This window comes from Paracoccus sp. SCN 68-21 (assembly GCF_001724535.1).
Lineage (GTDB): Bacteria > Pseudomonadota > Alphaproteobacteria > Rhodobacterales > Rhodobacteraceae > Paracoccus > Paracoccus hibiscisoli.
The window spans coordinates 18148-33667 of sequence record NZ_MEES01000024.1 but is presented as its reverse complement, the minus strand read 5'-3'; the positions used below and the strand labels follow the sequence as shown (position 1 = coordinate 33667).

The 15520-nt window shown below is 66.3% G+C and carries 11 protein-coding genes and 1 pseudogene; 4 read left to right on the top strand and 8 right to left on the bottom strand.

Features of this window, described 5'->3' with window-relative positions; translation table 11 throughout:
* Positions 1–93: 93 nt before the first annotated feature.
* From ABS73_RS09375 to folK, 4 genes are all read right to left on the bottom strand, one after another.
* Positions 94–750, bottom strand: coding sequence for a DUF2062 domain-containing protein (locus ABS73_RS09375; RefSeq protein ID WP_277019416.1), 657 nt, complete (start codon positions 748–750; stop codon positions 94–96).
* Positions 751–796: 46 nt separating this feature from the next.
* Complete coding sequence (locus ABS73_RS09370) at positions 797–2911, bottom strand: RelA/SpoT family protein (RefSeq protein ID WP_136856360.1); 2115 nt, start codon at positions 2909–2911, stop codon at positions 797–799.
* Between the two features lie 31 nt (positions 2912–2942).
* Positions 2943–3299, bottom strand: a complete 357-nt coding sequence (gene rpoZ, locus ABS73_RS09365; protein ID WP_277019419.1) for a DNA-directed RNA polymerase subunit omega — start codon at positions 3297–3299, stop codon at positions 2943–2945.
* A 70-nt stretch (positions 3300–3369) separates the two neighbouring features.
* Positions 3370–3969, bottom strand: a complete 600-nt coding sequence (folK, locus tag ABS73_RS09360; RefSeq protein WP_277019421.1) for a 2-amino-4-hydroxy-6-hydroxymethyldihydropteridine diphosphokinase — start codon at positions 3967–3969, stop codon at positions 3370–3372.
* A gap of 111 nt (positions 3970–4080) precedes the next feature.
* Here folK and ABS73_RS09355 point away from each other — a divergent pair, with 111 nt between their 5' ends.
* From ABS73_RS09355 to ABS73_RS09345, 3 genes are all read left to right on the top strand, one after another.
* Positions 4081–4632, top strand: a complete 552-nt coding sequence (locus ABS73_RS09355; RefSeq protein WP_136856362.1) for a LabA-like NYN domain-containing protein — start codon at positions 4081–4083, stop codon at positions 4630–4632.
* A gap of 469 nt (positions 4633–5101) precedes the next feature.
* The gene (locus ABS73_RS09350; protein ID WP_277019423.1) at positions 5102–6151 is read left to right on the top strand and encodes a Hint domain-containing protein; all 1050 of its coding nucleotides are present in this window, start codon (positions 5102–5104) and stop codon (positions 6149–6151) included.
* A 484-nt stretch (positions 6152–6635) separates the two neighbouring features.
* Complete coding sequence (locus ABS73_RS09345) at positions 6636–8660, top strand: catalase (protein ID WP_277019425.1); 2025 nt, start codon at positions 6636–6638, stop codon at positions 8658–8660.
* An 84-nt stretch (positions 8661–8744) separates the two neighbouring features.
* Here the strand turns inward: ABS73_RS09345 and rocF are convergent, their stop codons facing one another.
* From rocF to ABS73_RS09325, 4 genes and pseudogenes are all read right to left on the bottom strand, one after another.
* Positions 8745–9668: an arginase gene (gene rocF / locus ABS73_RS09340; RefSeq protein ID WP_277019427.1), complete on the bottom strand. Its 924-nt coding sequence runs from the start codon at positions 9666–9668 to the stop codon at positions 8745–8747.
* Between the two features lie 76 nt (positions 9669–9744).
* Entirely contained in the window at positions 9745–11787 is a 2043-nt protein-coding gene (locus tag ABS73_RS09335; RefSeq protein WP_286693439.1) for a TonB-dependent receptor domain-containing protein, read from the bottom strand.
* A gap of 154 nt (positions 11788–11941) precedes the next feature.
* Complete coding sequence (gene metG / locus ABS73_RS09330; RefSeq protein ID WP_277019431.1) at positions 11942–13660, bottom strand: methionine--tRNA ligase; 1719 nt, start codon at positions 13658–13660, stop codon at positions 11942–11944.
* 286 nt (positions 13661–13946) lie between these two features.
* Positions 13947–14566, bottom strand: a pseudogene (locus tag ABS73_RS09325) (GcrA family cell cycle regulator).
* Positions 14567–14683: 117 nt separating this feature from the next.
* Here ABS73_RS09325 and ABS73_RS09320 point away from each other — a divergent pair.
* Positions 14684–15520 (top strand): ABC transporter permease, encoded by an 837-nt coding sequence (locus tag ABS73_RS09320; protein ID WP_277022953.1) that lies wholly within the window; start codon positions 14684–14686, stop codon positions 15518–15520.

Below are 15520 nucleotides of genomic sequence, written 5' to 3'. Positions count from 1 at the left end.
TAAAGGTGCTGACATGATTCATCCTTTCTGGGAGGATGAATCACAAGCAGACCCCTTTGGGAATCCCATGATTCCGGTTTTTGCAGAAACGCTTTAGGGGGCGTCGATCTCGTCGCGGGCGGCCTTGCGTTCGGCCGCCAGACGCGAGGCGCGGGCGATGCGGTCGGCCATCTTCTTCTCGCGGCGCCGCTGATAGGCGATGAAGATCGGCACGGTCAGGGCATGGGTCACGATCCCCGCCACGGTGCCCACGATGACGCCCCCGACCATGTAGGGCCAGAACACCTGGGTCATGAAATCGCCCAGGTTGTACCAATGCATCTCGGACGGGCCGAAAAGGGCGCGGGCGTTGTGCCACAGCTCTCCGGTGGCCTTGGAGAATTCGTGAAAGATGAACTGGGGGCTCAGCTTGCCCTCCAGGCCCAGGATCTCGCGGCCCAGCCCCACCGACAGCAGCGCGATGAAGGGCAGCGTCACCGGGTTGCCCACGAAGGTCGCCAGCAGCGCCGCCAGGATGTTGCCGCGGATGATCCAGGCCACTGCGGCGGCCGACAGGAAATGGAACCCGAACAGCGGCGTGAAATTCACCATGATCCCCGCCGCGACCCCGCGCGCGATGCGGTGGGGCTGGTCGGGCAGGCGGCGCAGGCGATGCGCGACATAGGCGCTGGCCCGCCGCCAGCCGCCGCGCGGATAGATCATCTCGGTGGCAAGCTGGCCGTAGCTGCGCGGTTTGCGGCGTTTGAACACGAAGGCCACCCGTTGCGACCAAGGCAGCGGGTGCGATCCGCCGACCTCAGGGTTTCAGCGCCGGGTCTCTTACGCGGGAGACCTGCGCCACGTCGCTTTCCGCCTCAAGCGCGGTCAGCAGGTTGTGCAGATGTTCATGGTCGCGCAATTCGACCTCGACCTCGATCCGGTAGAAGTCGGGCTTGCGCGCGATGAACTCCAGGTTCGAGATATTCGCCCCCTGCGCCCCGATCAAGGTGCAGATGCGTCCCAGCACCCCGGCATCGTGCCGGATCGTCAGATTCAGCACGGTCGAATAGGCGGCGGGGTGGCGCCCCTCGCGCCATTGCAGGTCGACCCACCGGTCAGGGGCGTCCTCGAACTCGGCCAGGACCGGGCAGTCGATGGCATGGATGACAACGCCCGCGCCGCGATAGGTGATGCCCACGATCCGCTCGCCCGGCAGGGGCGCGCAGCAGGGGGCCCGCTTGAAATTGGCATCGGCCTCGAGGCCCGCGAAGGGGCGCTGTCCGTCGATCTCATCGTGGCTGCCGGCCAGTTCGGGATAGAGGACGCCCAGAACCTCCTTGGCGGAATTCTCGGCGCTGCCGATGCGGGCCAACAGATCCTCGGCCGAGGGCAGGCCCATCTGCTTGGCGGCGGTGCGCAGCGCCTTGTCGGTGGGCTTGCGCCCGACATGCTCGAAGCTGACCCGCACCAGTTCGCGCCCAAGCCGGATGAAGCGGTCGCGATCCTCCTCGCGCAAGCTGCGGCGGATGGCGGCCTTGGCGCGGCCCGTGACCACGATGTCCAGCCAGGTCGCCTGCGGCCGCTGCCCCGAGGCCGAGATGATGTCCACCGACTGCCCGTTCTTGAGCCGCGTCCACAGCGGCACGCGGATGCCGTCGATCTTGGCGCCGACGCAGGAATTGCCAAGCCGCGTGTGGATCGCATAGGCGAAATCGATCGGAGAGGCGCCGCGCGGCAGCTGCATCACGTCGCCCTTGGGGGTGAAGCAGAACACCTGGTCCTGGTACATCTCCATCTTGACGTGTTCCAGGAACTCGTTGTGGTCCTCGGTGTCGAAACGGTCGTTCAGGCTGGCGACCCATTCGGCGGGGTCGACGGCAAAGGGGTTTTTGGTCCGCACCCCGTCGCGATAGGCCCAATGCGCGGCCACGCCGGCCTCGGCCACCTCGTGCATCTGGCGGGTGCGGATCTGCACCTCAACCCGCTTGCCGTCGCGGCCCGACACGGTGGTGTGGATCGAGCGGTAGCCGTTCGATTTCGGCTGGCTGATGTAATCCTTGAACCGCCCCGGCACGGCGCGCCAGCGGTGATGGATCACGCCCAGGGCGCGATAGCAGTCCATCTCGGTCGCGGTGATGATGCGAAAGCCATAGATGTCGGACAGCCGCGAAAAGGCCAGCTGCTTTTCCTGCATCTTGCGCCAGACGCTGAAGGGCTTTTTCGCGCGGCCGAACACGGTCGCCTCGATCTCCTCCTTCTCCATCTCGGCGCGGATGTCGGCGGTGATCTGGCCGATGATGTCGCCGCTGTCCTTCTGCAGGCTGACAAAGCGGCGGATGATGGAACTACGCGCCTCGGGGTTGATGACCTTGAAGGCCAGGTCCTCCAGCTCCTCGCGCATCCACTGCATGCCCATGCGACCGGCCAGGGGCGCATAGATGTCCATCGTCTCGCGGGCCTTCTTGACCTGCTTGTCGGGGCGCATGGACCGGATCGTGCGCATATTGTGCAGCCGGTCGGCCAGCTTGACCAGGATCACACGCATGTCGCGCGACATGGCCATGAACAGCTTGCGGAAATTCTCGGCCTGCTTGGACTGGGTGCTGGACAGCTCCAGGTTGGTCAGCTTGGTGACCCCGTCGACCAGATCGGCGATCTCGGCGCCGAACATGGCGACGACCTCGTCCTTGGTCGATCGCGTGTCCTCGATCGTGTCGTGCAGCAGGGCCGTCACGATGGTCGCGTCGTCCAGGCGCATCTCGGTCAGGATGGCGGCGACGGCGATGGGGTGGGTGAAATAGGGCTCGCCGGAATGGCGGAACTGGCCCTCGTGCATCCGCATGCCGTATTCATAGGCGTCGCGGATCAGCGCGCAATTGCTGCGCGGATTATAGTTGCGGACAAGGGCCAGCAGGTCTTCGACGTCGATCATGATGGTGTCGAAGACCTCTGTGATGGGCGTGTCAGGAGCGCTGGTTCGCTTCCAGCATCATCCGCAGCATGCGTTCCTCGGATTCCTCATCCGACGGCTTGGGACGATCGACCTCGGCGCCCAGCAGCAGCGCCATGGCGTCCTCCTCGGGCTCGTCGACCTCGATCTGGGTCTGGGTCGATTCGATCATCCGCTCGCGCAGATCGTCGACGGGCTGGGTTTCTTCGGCGATTTCGCGCAGGGCGACCACCGGGTTCTTGTCGTTGTCGCGATCGACCGTGGGGGCGCTGCCGGCAGCGATCTCGCGGGCGCGATGGGATGCAAGCATCACCAGATCAAAGCGGTTCGGAACCTTGTCGACGCAGTCTTCGACCGTTACGCGGGCCATGGATCACCTGTGCAGTTGCGAATCGGACATTCGGGGCGAACCGGACTGATGGGTGCCACAGCGCCGATTGTCAAGCAAAACCTGGCGATTCCGCGGCGCGGACCGGGTGCATTCCCGCCAGCGCATCCGGCCCCAGATCCGCCAGCATCGCCGCCACGCTGCGCCCGGTCAGGGGATGGTGCCAGCCCGGCGCGATCTCGGCCAGGGGGGCCAGCACAAAGGCGCGGTCCTGCATCCGCGGATGCGGCAGGATCAGCCGGTCGGGCGCGCGCCGGGCCTGATCCTCGGCGCCAAGGTCCATCCAGGCGCGCAGCCCCGTCATGTCGGGTTCGATCCGATCGTCCATCGCGATCAGGTCCAGGTCCAGCACCCGCGCGCTCCAGCGGCCGGTGCTGCGGTCGCGACCGTGATCGGCCTCGATCCGGTGCAGGCTGTCCAGCACCTCCTGCGGGGTAAGGCGGGTGGCGATCAGGGCCGCGGCATTGGCGAAATCCGGCCCCAACCCTACTGGCATGGCGGGAGTCCGCCATATGCGACTGGTCGCGGTGATTGAAATGCCCGGAGCGGTGTGCAGAATACTCAGGGCGATGCGAAGGGTGGCGGCCGGATCCCGCTCCGACAGGGGCAGATTGGCGCCCAGAGCAACGATACCAAAAGACAGGTTAACCACGCTTTCCTCTTTCCATACAAGTCGATGCCACGGACCGGTCCGTCTCAGGTCCCTCACCCTGGCCCGCCCTGCCCGTGGCTTGCAGCGACCCGTTCCACAAAGGCAACACCCATGTTTTACAAAGATGACAGATTGGCCCTCTTTATCGATGGCGCGAATCTTTATGCGGCCTCCAAGGCGCTTGGCTTTGACATCGATTACAAGCTGCTGCGCCAGGAATTCGACCGTCGGGGCAAGCTGGTGCGCGCCTATTATTACACCGCGCTGATCGAGGGCGAGGAATATTCCCCGATCCGCCCGCTGGTCGACTGGCTGCATTACAATGGGTTCTGCGTGGTGACCAAGCCGGCCCGCGAATACACGGACGCGATGGGCCGCCGCAAGGTCAAGGGCAACATGGACATCGAACTGACCGTCGACGCGATGGAGCTGGCGCCGCGTCTTGACCATGCCGTGCTGTTCTCGGGCGATGGCGATTTCCGCCCTCTGGTGGCGTCGCTGCAGCGGCAGGGCGTGCGCGTATCGGTCGTGTCCACCATCCGCAGCCAGCCGCCGATGATCGCCGACGATCTGCGGCGCCAAGCCGACAACTTCATCGAACTGGATGCCCTGCGCGACATCATCGGGCGCCCTCCGCGCGAGGCGCAGCCGGTCGAAACCTGATCCGGGCACCCCTATCTGTTCAAGATCGCGTGATCTGGGCGAAGGCGACCCGATGTTGCCTTCGCCCGCGTCCGTGTGATTCGTCACGGCGCAGCCCGCATGGCGATGGCGCGGTCGTTTTGCGGCGCGAGTCCGGCAGCCGCGTCCTGTCCCCTCAAATTGTGCAACCATAAGAACGCGATGCGACGACCGGGGCCGTGGCATCGTGTCGCGAACGCGCGCACCGATGCAGCATTTACAGGCGCGTTGACAAAAATTCCATCGACAAAAGTTTAATAAACTCAATCGTTTTTATCTAAAACCTTATACAAAAAAACAGGTCCCCAACGGCTTCGGCGAGGACTAGCCCCGGAATTCTTTACTGGCGGAGGCTCTCATGACTTATCCTGTCACCTGGATGTGGTTCGGAAACGGAGCGCAGATCAACGCGACGGCGGGTTCACCGGCGACTGCAGCCGAGGCTGAGTCCATGAACGGTTATACCGCGACCGGCCCGAACCAGATCGAGCCGGTCAGCCTGGTCGGTGGCCTGCGCGTCATCAACACCCCGGAGACCGGGTGGACCACCGCCTATGCAACGACCTACAACCACAACCTGTTCGGTCCCAGCACCTTTTCCTATCGGTCCCCGGACGCGGATGCCCAGGTCAGCAGCCAGATCACCGGCTTTCTGCGGGTCGATTACCGGCTGACCTTTCCCGACAACACCACCAGCGACCAGCAGGGCGTGCTGATCCAGATGCGCAACGGCGACATGTTCTTCCGCCCCGCCCTGGACAGCGTGGACGAGTGGTCCGACATCAATGCGCTGTATTCGGTCGAGATCCTGCAGGCCACGCCGCTGCCGGCGAACACCTATGTGGCGCGGATCTCGTTCAATCCGGACATCTTTGATCTGGACATCATCTGTTTTGCCGCCGGCACGATGATCCTGACCGAACAGGGCGACCGCGCGGTCGAGACGCTGCAGCCCGGTGACATGATCTGGACCCGCGACAACGGATTCCAGCCGCTGCGCTGGACCGGGACGCGCGCCTTGGATGCGATCGACCTGGCCGCCAAGCCCAAGCTGCGTCCCGTGCGCATCGAGGCCGGCGCCCTGGGGGCCGATCAGCCCGTGCGTCCGCTGGTCGTGTCGCGCCAGCACCGCATCCTGATCCGCTCGGCCATCGCGCAGCGCATCTTTGGCGCGGCCGAGGTTCTGGCCCCAGCCTGCCAGCTGACCGAACTGCCCGGCATTCGCATCGACGAGGACGTCACCCAGGTCACCTATGTCCACCTGATGTTCGACGACCACCAGGTCGTGATGTCGGACGGCGCGCTGACCGAATCGCTGTATCCGGGTGCACAGGCGCTTGAATCGCTTGGCAAGACCGCGCTGGCCGAGATCGACGCGCTTTTCCCTCAGCTGCGCGACGCCTCCCGCCTGCCGCGCGAGGCGCGCCATCTGGCGCGCGGCCCGCAACTGCGGCGCCTGGTCGAACGCCACGCCCGCAACGAGCGTGCGCTGGTCTCCTGACCGCTAATGTCGGGCTGCGGCGATGTCGCGGCCCGCGTCATGGATTGATGGTGGTGCGGACGGCGGGACTTGAACCCGCACTTCCTGACGGAAAACAGATTTTCGTACCACTTCGACTTTCGCCGCCGGGGCTGGCCCCGTTCGTGGTCTGGACTATCCCTTCGCCATGGCCCGAAGGCGTTAGGCGCCGCCCGTCTAGTCTCTACACCTTCCCCGTCTCAGGGGGCTTGGCTCGGGATTGGCAGGGGCGAACCCGTCAGCTTTCCCCGAATTTGAGCGGTTCTGCACCGCCGGTTTCCCGACGGGCACTCCAATTGTCAAAGTCTGCTGCGTCTACCGATTTCGCCACGTCCGCGTCACCATCCCCGTTCCTATCGCAGGCCGCGCCGCGCAGGGCAAGCGGATGAACAATTCATAGCCCCGAAATCAGGAACCCTGACGCCCCCATCCCGTTGAGCGGCAACGCCCATCACAGGAGGACGACATGTCCCGCATCAGCGACACCCGCGGCAATGGCGGTGAATTGCACCAGACGGGCGGCGACGCCCTGACCACCAATCACGGGGTTCCCCTTTCCGACAATCAGAACAGCCTGCGGGCCGGGGTGCGGGGCCCGACCCTGCTGGAGGATTTCGCGCTTCGTGAAAAGATTTTCCACTTTGACCATGAGCGTATTCCGGAGCGCATCGTGCATGCCCGCGGATCGGGGGCACATGGCTATTTCGAATGCACCGACCCGATCCCCGAACTGACCCGCGCGGGCGTTCTGGCCAAGGCCGGGCGGACCGAAGTCTTCGTGCGCTTCTCGACCGTGGCGGGCGGTGCGGGCAGCGTCGACACGCCGCGCGACGTGCGCGGCTTTGCCGTCAAGTTCTATACCCAGGAGGGCAACTGGGACCTGGTCGGCAACAACATTCCGGTGTTCTTCATCCAGGATGCGATCAAGTTTCCCGACCTGATCCATTCGGTCAAGATGGAGGCCGACAAGGGCTATCCCCAAGCGGCCAGCGCGCATGACACCTTCTGGGATTTCGTGTCGCTGATGCCGGAATCGATGCATATGATCATGTGGGCCATGTCGGACCGCGCCATCCCGCGCAGCCTGCGCATGATCGAAGGGTTCGGCGTCCACACCTTTCGGCTGGTCAATGCCGAAGGCAAGTCGACCTTCGTCAAGTTCCACTGGAAGCCCAAGCTGGGCCTGCAGAGCCAAGTCTGGAACGAGGCCGTCAAGACCGCCGGCGCCAATCAGGATTATCACCGTCAGGACCTGTGGGAGGCCATCGATTCGGGCGATTTCCCGGAATGGGAGCTGGGCATCCAGACCTTCGACGCGGAATGGGCAGCCCAGCAGCCCTACGACGTGCTGGACGCGACCAAGCTGATCCCCGAGGAGGACATTCCCGTCCGCATCGTCGGTCGGATGGTTCTGGACCGCAACCCGGACAACTTTTTTGCCGAGACCGAGCAGGTGGCCTTCCTGCCGACGAATGTCGTGCCCGGCATCGACTTTTCGGACGACCCGCTGCTGCAGGGGCGGCTGTTCAGCTATCTGGACACGCAGAAATCGCGTCTGGGGACAACCAATTTCCACCAGATCCCGATCAATGCGCCGAAATGCCCGATGCACAATTTCCAGCGCGACGGGATGATGCAGATGGCCGTACCCAAAGGCCGCGCCAATTACGAGCCCAACAGCCTGCACGAGGCGGGTGAGGACCCCGGTCCGCGCGCCAGCGAGCAGGGCTTTGCGACCTATAAGGACATGACCGATCTGGGCAACCGGCCCGAGGAGAAGCTGCGCGTGCGCGCCGAGCTGTTCGGGGACCATTACAGCCAAGCGCGCCTGTTCTATCGCAGCCAGACCGAGGTGGAGCAGGGGCATATCGCCGATGCGATCACGTTCGAGCTGTCCAAGGTGGGTCTGGGCCATGTGATCCAGCGCGTACTGGGCCATCTGCGCGTCATCGACGAAGATCTGGCCGAGACGGTGGCCGAGGGTCTGGCCGAGGATCTGCCCGACGCCGCCAAGCCGATGCGCGAGCCGGTGGACATGGCGCCGTCGGATGCGCTGTCGATCATGAAGCGTGCCAAGCACACGCTGCAGGGCCGCAAGGTCGGCATCCTGATCGGGGATGGCGGCGACATGGACAAGGTCGAGGCGCTGAAGGCCGCGGTCGAAGCCGAGGGTGGCAGCGTCCTGCTGATCGCCAAGGAGCGCGGCAAGGCGGAGGCGCAGCTGGCGGGGTCGCCTTCCGTGCTGTTCGACGCGGTGGCGCTGGTGCTGAGTGCCGAGGATGCGGCCAGGATGGCCAAGTTCAAGCCGGCGGTCGATTTCGTCTCGGACGCGTTCGCGCATCTGAAGGCGATCGGGGCAGACGATGTCTCGGCCAAGCTGCTGGCGGCGGCGGGTGTGGTGCCGGATGCGGGTGTGACCAAGCTGGATCCGGCGGCGTTTGTCGAGGCGGCGGCGCGGCGGTTCTACGACCGCGAAGCGAAGGTCTGGTAGGCTGGCGCCGGGGGCTTCGCGCCCCCGGACCCCCGCGGGATATTTTTTTGAAGAAGAAGGGGCGGGTCCGGTGGGGCCTGCCCCTTATCCGTAGCTGCGGGTGGGGCGGTCGAAGACCTTGCGGCCCATCAGGCTGCCCACCAGATCGACCATCAGCTTGGCCGTGCGGCCGCGTTCGTCGAGGAAGGGGTTCAGCTCGACCAGGTCGAGCGAGGTGACGAGGGCGGATTCGTGCAGCAGTTCCATCACCAGATGCGCCTCGCGGAAGGTCGCGCCGCCGGGGACGGTGGTGCCGACCGCAGGCGCGATGGAGGGGTCGAGGAAATCCACGTCCAGGCTGACATGCAGCAGGCCGTTGGCGGCCCGCACCCGGTCCAGGAAGGCGCGCAGGGGCGCCACGATGCCCTGTTCGTCCAGCACGCGCATGTCGTTCACGGTGATGTCCGTGGGCTGCATCAGCGCCAGTTCGGCGGGGTCCACGCTGCGGATGCCGAACATGCAGATGTTCTCTCCGGGGATTGGGGCCGGGAAGGGCGGGAAAGGGTCGAAGCCGGGCTGGCCGTTCGCATAGGCCATGGGCGTGCCGTGCAAGTTGCCGGAGGTCGTGCTGGTGACGGTGTGGAAATCGCTATGCGCGTCCAGCCAGATCACGAATTGCGGTCTGCCCTGGGCCGCCGCATGGGCCGCCACCCCCGCGACCGTGCCAAGCGCCAGCGAATGGTCGCCGCCCATGATGATCGGCATGCCGTGGGGCAGGGCGGCTTGGGTCGCCTCGCGCAGGGCATTGGTCCAGGAGATGGTTTCGGGCAGGTGGTGGACGGCCGGGTTGGCGCAGGTCTGGGTGCCGGGCGCGGCCGGGGTAACGTCGCCGCGATCCTCGACGCCGTGGCCCAGGGCCGTGAGGGTCTGGGCCAGGCCCGCGGTACGATAGGCGGCGGGGCCCATCAGGCAGCCGGGGCGGCGCTGGCCCTCGTCCACGGGGGCTCCGATCAGGATGCAATGGGTCATGGGCTCTCCGGCTTGCGGTTCGGCCCTGTTTGAACACGCCCGGCCGGGGAAAGTCCACCGGCCGGGCGCGTCCCGGTCAGAAGTTCGAGGTCAGGCCCAGCCACAGGCGGCGGCCTTCGCTTTCGGTGTTGTTGGCGGCCATGGTGATGTCGCGGTCCAGCAGGTTGTAGACTGCGCCGTTCAGCGACACGCGGTCGGTCAGCTGATAATCCGCGCCCAGATCGACTGTCAGATAGGAGCCGTATTCATAGGCGATGGCCGTGCCCGACGCGTCGAAGGCCACGGGGCGGCCATTGGTGCCGATGCGGGCGCCGGCGGCGGTCTCGTTGCCGTGGTAGTTCACCGTGCCCCAGGCCCCCAGCCCGTCGATGGGCGTGGTCCAGTCGGCGGTCATGCTGGCCTGATGGCGGGGCGTGCGCTCCAGCGGCAGGCCGGCGAAGGCGCCGGTCCGCTGTTCGCTGTCGGTGAAGCTGTAATTGGCGCGCAGGGTCACGTCGGGGGTGGCGTCCCATTCGGCGGTCAGATCGACCCCCTGCAGGCGCGCCTCTCCGATGTTCACCCAGTTCCAGCGGTTGTAGGACTGGCCGCCCACGGTGACGCGGTCGGTGGTCTTGACGCTTTCGATCTTGTTTCGGAAATCGGTGCGGAACAGGGTCGCGCCGACCTGCCATGCGGGTGCGGTATAGAGGGCGGCCAGCTCGTAATTGGTGCTTTCCTCGGGGCTGAGGTCGGGATTCGACACGATGGCCCCGGCGCCGCGTTCGGTGGTGTAAAAATAGCCCGGCACGACCGAGCGCAGGTCGGGGGCGCGGAACCCGGTCGACACGCCGCCCTTGAGGGTCAGATCTTGGGACGGGTTCCAGACCGCATAGGCGCGCGGCGTGGTGTTGCGGCCATATTCGGCATGGTCGTTCAGCCGCGCCCCCAGGGTCAGCGCGACATCGTCGCGGAGGCGCCATTCATCCTCGGCAAAGATCGCTCGCTGCGCGGTCGAGAAGGAATAGGTCCGCCCGTCGCCCAAGCCCGGGTTCTGGTCGCGCAGGCCGGTACGGTTCAGCTGGCCGCCAAAGACGAAGGTGTGGCTGCCCTGCCAGTCCAGCGGCGCGGTGAATTTCGCGTCATAGACGGTGTTCGTCACCTCGGGGGCGCGGTCGCCGACGGTCAGGCCAAGGGCGCCGTTGCCGGATGCGGTGGTGCGCTGGCCGACCTCTCGCAGGACCGACAGGTCGGCCGTCACGTCTCCCCATTGCCCGGCATAGGACAGGGCCGCGCGGTCGCGGGTGTTCTCCTGCAGGCTGTCGTTCTGGGGCGTGCCGCGAAAATCGACGGGCGCGATGGTGCGGCCCACGCGGCCCAGATCCTCGATCCGGGTGCGTCCGCCCTCCAGGTGGACGGTGTGATCGGGGTCGGGCGTCCAGCTGAGGCGCCCCGACAGGTCGGTCAGCGCGCGGTCGCGCAGCCCATCCACGACCCGCGATTCCGACCGGTCGAAGCGGCGGCCCCAGACCTGCAGGCCCAGCTGATCGGCGATCACCGGCCCGCTGCCATAGAAGGACAGCTGGCGCGAGGATGCGTCGTCGCCGTCCTGCGGCAGCGTCGCCTCGGTGGTGACCGACCCGGTCCAGCGGTCGGCCACCGGTTTGGTGATGACGTTGATGACGCCGCCCATTGCGTCGGACCCGTACAGCGACGACATCGGGCCGCGCACGATCTCGATCCGGTCGATGGCGGCGACGGGGGGAATCCAGTTCTGCTCGATCCCGGCGCTGCCATTGGTGCGCGATTCGCGGGTGCCCTGGCGTTTGCCGTCCACCAGGATCAGCGTGTATTGCCCGCCCAGGCCGCGGATGGTGATGTCCTGTTCATTGGCGATGCCGGTCGTGGCCACGCCCTGCACCCCGCGCAGCGCGTCCGACAGGGTGGTGATGTTGCGCCGCGCCAGCTCTTCGCCCGAGATGACCGAGATGCTGGCGGGGGCGTCCGCGATGGTCTGTTCGAACCCCGAGGCGGTGATCACCACCTCGTCCAGCAGGACGGGCGCGCGGTCCTGGGCGGCGGCGGGAACGGTCAGGGCGGTCAGCGACAGAAGGACGGCGCGGGCAGAGAGGGTCTTGGGCATCATGGGCTCCGGGAGGGGGAGGGACATGCTGCCTGGGGTCGCGACCAGAGGGGAAAGCCGATTACCTGGGTAATTCAGTCGCCTTTAGGCCGGTGGGCGGACGGGGGCAAGGCCCGCGCCTCGCCCCGCCTTATGCGTTGCATTCGTGCAACAATCAGGCGCGGACGCCCTGGAACCGTGCCTCCCATGCGGCGCGGTCCTCGTCGCTGATCTTGGCGAACATGACCTCGGGGACGGTGAAGGCATGGCCGGGGGCCAGCGCTTGCAGGGCCTGCGCCACGTCGGTGGGCCAGTCCGCGCCGTCGGTGTCCATCGCCGCCAGCATGCTGGCCGAGGCGAAGGGGATGAAGGGCTGCGACAGGATCGCGTAAAGGCGGATCAGGTTCAGCCCCATGCGCACCTGCATCGCCGCCTGATCGGGGTCGGTCTTGAACACCGTCCAGGGCGCGGCCGATTGCAGGTATTCGTTGCCCGACACCCAGATGGCGCGCAGCTCGGACGCGGCTTTGCGGACCTCCATCGCCTCCATGTTGGCCTCATAGGCGCGGATGCGGGTGGTCAGCGTGTCGATGAGGGCCAGTTCGGCCGGGCCCCAGGCCGGGCCCTGGGGGACGGTTTCGCCGAATTTCGCGCGGCAGAACTTGGTGATGCGGCTGACGAAGTTGCCCAGCACGTCGGCCAGGTCCTTGTTCACGGATTGTTGGAAATTCTCCCAGGTGAACTCGCTGTCGCCGGATTCGGGTGCGTGGGACAGCAGCCACCAGCGCCAGTAATCGGCGGGCAGGATCTCCAGCGCGTGATCCATGAACACGCCGCGCCCCTGCGAGGTGCTGAACTGTCCGCCCTGATAGGTGAGGTAATTGAAGGACTTGATGTAATCGACCATCTTCCACGGCTCACCCGAACCGATCAGGGTCGCGGGGAAGCTGAGGGTGTGGAAGGGCACGTTATCCTTGCCCATGAACTGGGTATAGGTCACGTCGTCTGCGCCCTCGTCCAGGCGCCACCAGCGGCGCCAGGCGGCGTCGTCGGCGCCGTTCGCTTCGGCCCATTCGGCGGTCGCGCCGATATATTCGATGGGCGCGTCGAACCAGACATAGAAGACCTTGCCCTCCATCCCCGGCCAGTCTTGATCGCCGCGCTTGACCGGCACGCCCCAGTCCAGGTCGCGGGTGATGCCGCGGTCCTGCAGGCCGTCACCGTCGTTCAGCCATTTGCGCGCGATGGATGTGGTCAGGATCGGCCAGTCGGCCTTGCCGTCGATCCAGGCGGCGATGTCGCCTTTCAGCGCGGATTGGCGCAGGTAGAGGTGTTTCGTCTCGCGCACCTCAAGGTCGGTCGAGCCGCTGATGGCGCTGCGCGGGTTGATCAGGTCGGTCGGGTCCAGCTGCTTGGTGCAGTTCTCGCACTGGTCGCCGCGGGCCTTGTCATAGCCGCAATTGGGGCAGGTGCCCTCGATATAGCGGTCGGGCAGGAAGCGGTTATCGGCATAGGAATAGACCTGCTTTTCAACGACTTCGCGGATATAGCCCTGATCAGCCAGGCGGCCCGCGAAATGCTGGGTCAGGCGACGGTTCTGGTCGCTGGAAGACCGCCCGTAATGGTCGAAGGACAGCCCGAACCCCTGCGCCAGCGTGGTCTGGACGCCGTGCATCCGGGCGCAGTAATCGGCCACGGCCTCGCCGGTCTTGGCGGCGGCCAGCTCGGCCGGGGTGCCGTGTTCGTCGGTGGCGCAGATGAACATGACCTCATGGCCGCGCGCGCGCAGATAGCGGGCATAGAGGTCCGCCGGCAGCTGGGAGCCGACAAGGTTCCCCAGATGCTTGATGCCGTTGATATAGGGCAGGGCAGAGGTGATCAGGTGGCGGGCCATGGTGCGTCCTTTCGGGGTCGCGTCTCTCTAGCCCTGTTGCGCGGTGTTGAAAAGTGCGGCGCGCGTTGCAGGGGCGGTGCGCGCAACACCGCTGCGGGGGGCGGCGCGGGGGGCGCGTTGAAATCGCCCGAAAATCCGCCGCACCAGGCGGGCACCGGACAGGCACAGCGCGTGCACAGGCTGTACACCGCTTGCGGGCGTTGCGGTCAGGGATCGTTCAGGATTGCCGCGCCCCGGACAGGAAACAGGGCCGCCTGTGGGGGCGGCCCTGGATCGGTGGCTGGGATCAGCGGCGGCGGTCGCGGCGGCTGCTCATGGGTTGGAAGGCCACGCCCACATGCGCCTCGCAATAGGGTTTGCCCGCGACCGAGGGCAGGCCGCAGAACCAGAACTTTTCGGTCGCCGGATCGCCGATGGGCCATTTGCAGGTCCGCTCGGTCAGCTCCATCAGGGTCAGCTTCTTCGCGCGCTTTTCGACTTCGCGGACCGAGGCCAGCGCCTCAGGGGAAATCTCGTTGGCCGAGGGCTGGGGCGGCAGGGGCTGGCCCGCGGGCACGATCGGGCGGCGCGGCACCGGCACGAAGGCGGGCTGCGTGGCGGGTTCCGGCTCGGGTTCGGGCTGGGCTGCGGCGACGGGTTCGGGGCGCGGGGGGGCTGCGGGCGCAGGTGCGGGACGCACGGCTGCGGCGGGCTTGACCTCGGGGGCGGCCGGGCGGGGGCGGGTTCGGGGGCCGGGGCGGGCGCGGCCTCTGCCTCGTCATTGCGGTTCGACAGGCCAAGGCGGTGGACCTTGCCGATCACGGCATTGCGGGTGACGCCGCCCAGCTCCTTGGCGATGGCGCTGGCGGACTGGCCCTCGGACCACATGCGTTTCAGTGTCTCGACGCGATCATCCGTCCAGGACATGGCAGCCTTTCCGGGCGGATCTGACCTGCCGCCCCATCTTGTAACCTGCGATTGGTCCCGTCACAAACGGGATGCCGAGATTTAGCCGCCAAGCGCCAGAAATTCAAGGACCGCCACATGACAGCCCCGACGAAGTTTGACCCGCAGGCCCCTTCCGCCGCCCCGGCCATGGGCGTGCGCCGCTTTGGCAGGGTCAACTGGCTGGGCCTGCGGACCCTGGCGCGGCGCGAGGTGATGCGTTTCATGGCGGTCTGGCAGCAGACGATTTTCGCGCCGCTGATGACGGCGGGGCTGTTCGTGATGATCTTTTCCCTAGCGCTGGGCCAGGGGCGGGGCCAGGTCATGGGCCTGCCCTATCTGGTGTTCCTGGGGCCGGGCATCCTGATGATGACGGTGATCCAGAACGCCTTCGCCAACACCTCCAGCTCGATCACCGCGGCCAAGGTGCAGGGCAACATCATCGACACGCTGATGCCGCCCCTGTCCGCCGGAGAGCTGCTGGCGGGCTATCTGGCCGGGTCGGTGGTGCGCGCGGGGCTGGTCGCGGTGGTGATCGGCACCGGCATGGTGCTGGTGACCGGGCGCGGCATCGCGCATCCGGGCTGGACGGTGCTGTTCATCCTGCTGGCGGCGCTGATGCTGGGGGGCTTGGGCATCCTGGCCGGGATCATGGCGCAGAAATTCGACCAGATGGCGGCGATCACCAATTTCGTCATCACGCCGCTGTCGTTCCTGTCCGGCACCTTTTATTCGGTGCAGGCTTTGCCCCAGCCGTTCAACACGCTGTCGCATTGGAACCCAATCTTTTACCTGATCGACGGCGCGCGATACGGGGTCACCGGGGTCAGCGACGCGCCCGCCTGGCGCGGGGCGCTGATCTGCGCGGGCGTCGTGGCGGCGGTGCTGTGGCTGGCTTGGCGCTGGCTGAAGACGGGATACCGGATGAAGCCCTGA

Bases quoted from the DNA above. Each gene is read 5' to 3' on its own strand.
- metG (WP_277019431.1), bottom strand. From the start codon at position 13,660: ATGGCCCGCCACCTGATCACCTCTGCCCTGCCCTATATCAACGGCATC.
- ABS73_RS09335 (WP_286693439.1), bottom strand. From the start codon at position 11,787: ATGCCCAAGACCCTCTCTGCCCGCGCCGTCCTTCTGTCGCTGACCGCC.
- ABS73_RS09370 (WP_136856360.1), bottom strand. From the start codon at position 2,911: ATGATCGACGTCGAAGACCTGCTGGCCCTTGTCCGCAACTATAATCCG.
- ABS73_RS09350 (WP_277019423.1), top strand. From the start codon at position 5,102: ATGAACGGTTATACCGCGACCGGCCCGAACCAGATCGAGCCGGTCAGC.
- ABS73_RS09355 (WP_136856362.1), top strand. From the start codon at position 4,081: ATGTTTTACAAAGATGACAGATTGGCCCTCTTTATCGATGGCGCGAAT.
- rpoZ (WP_277019419.1), bottom strand. From the start codon at position 3,299: ATGGCCCGCGTAACGGTCGAAGACTGCGTCGACAAGGTTCCGAACCGC.
- ABS73_RS09320 (WP_277022953.1), top strand. From the start codon at position 14,684: ATGACAGCCCCGACGAAGTTTGACCCGCAGGCCCCTTCCGCCGCCCCG.
- rocF (WP_277019427.1), bottom strand. From the start codon at position 9,668: ATGACCCATTGCATCCTGATCGGAGCCCCCGTGGACGAGGGCCAGCGC.
- ABS73_RS09345 (WP_277019425.1), top strand. From the start codon at position 6,636: ATGTCCCGCATCAGCGACACCCGCGGCAATGGCGGTGAATTGCACCAG.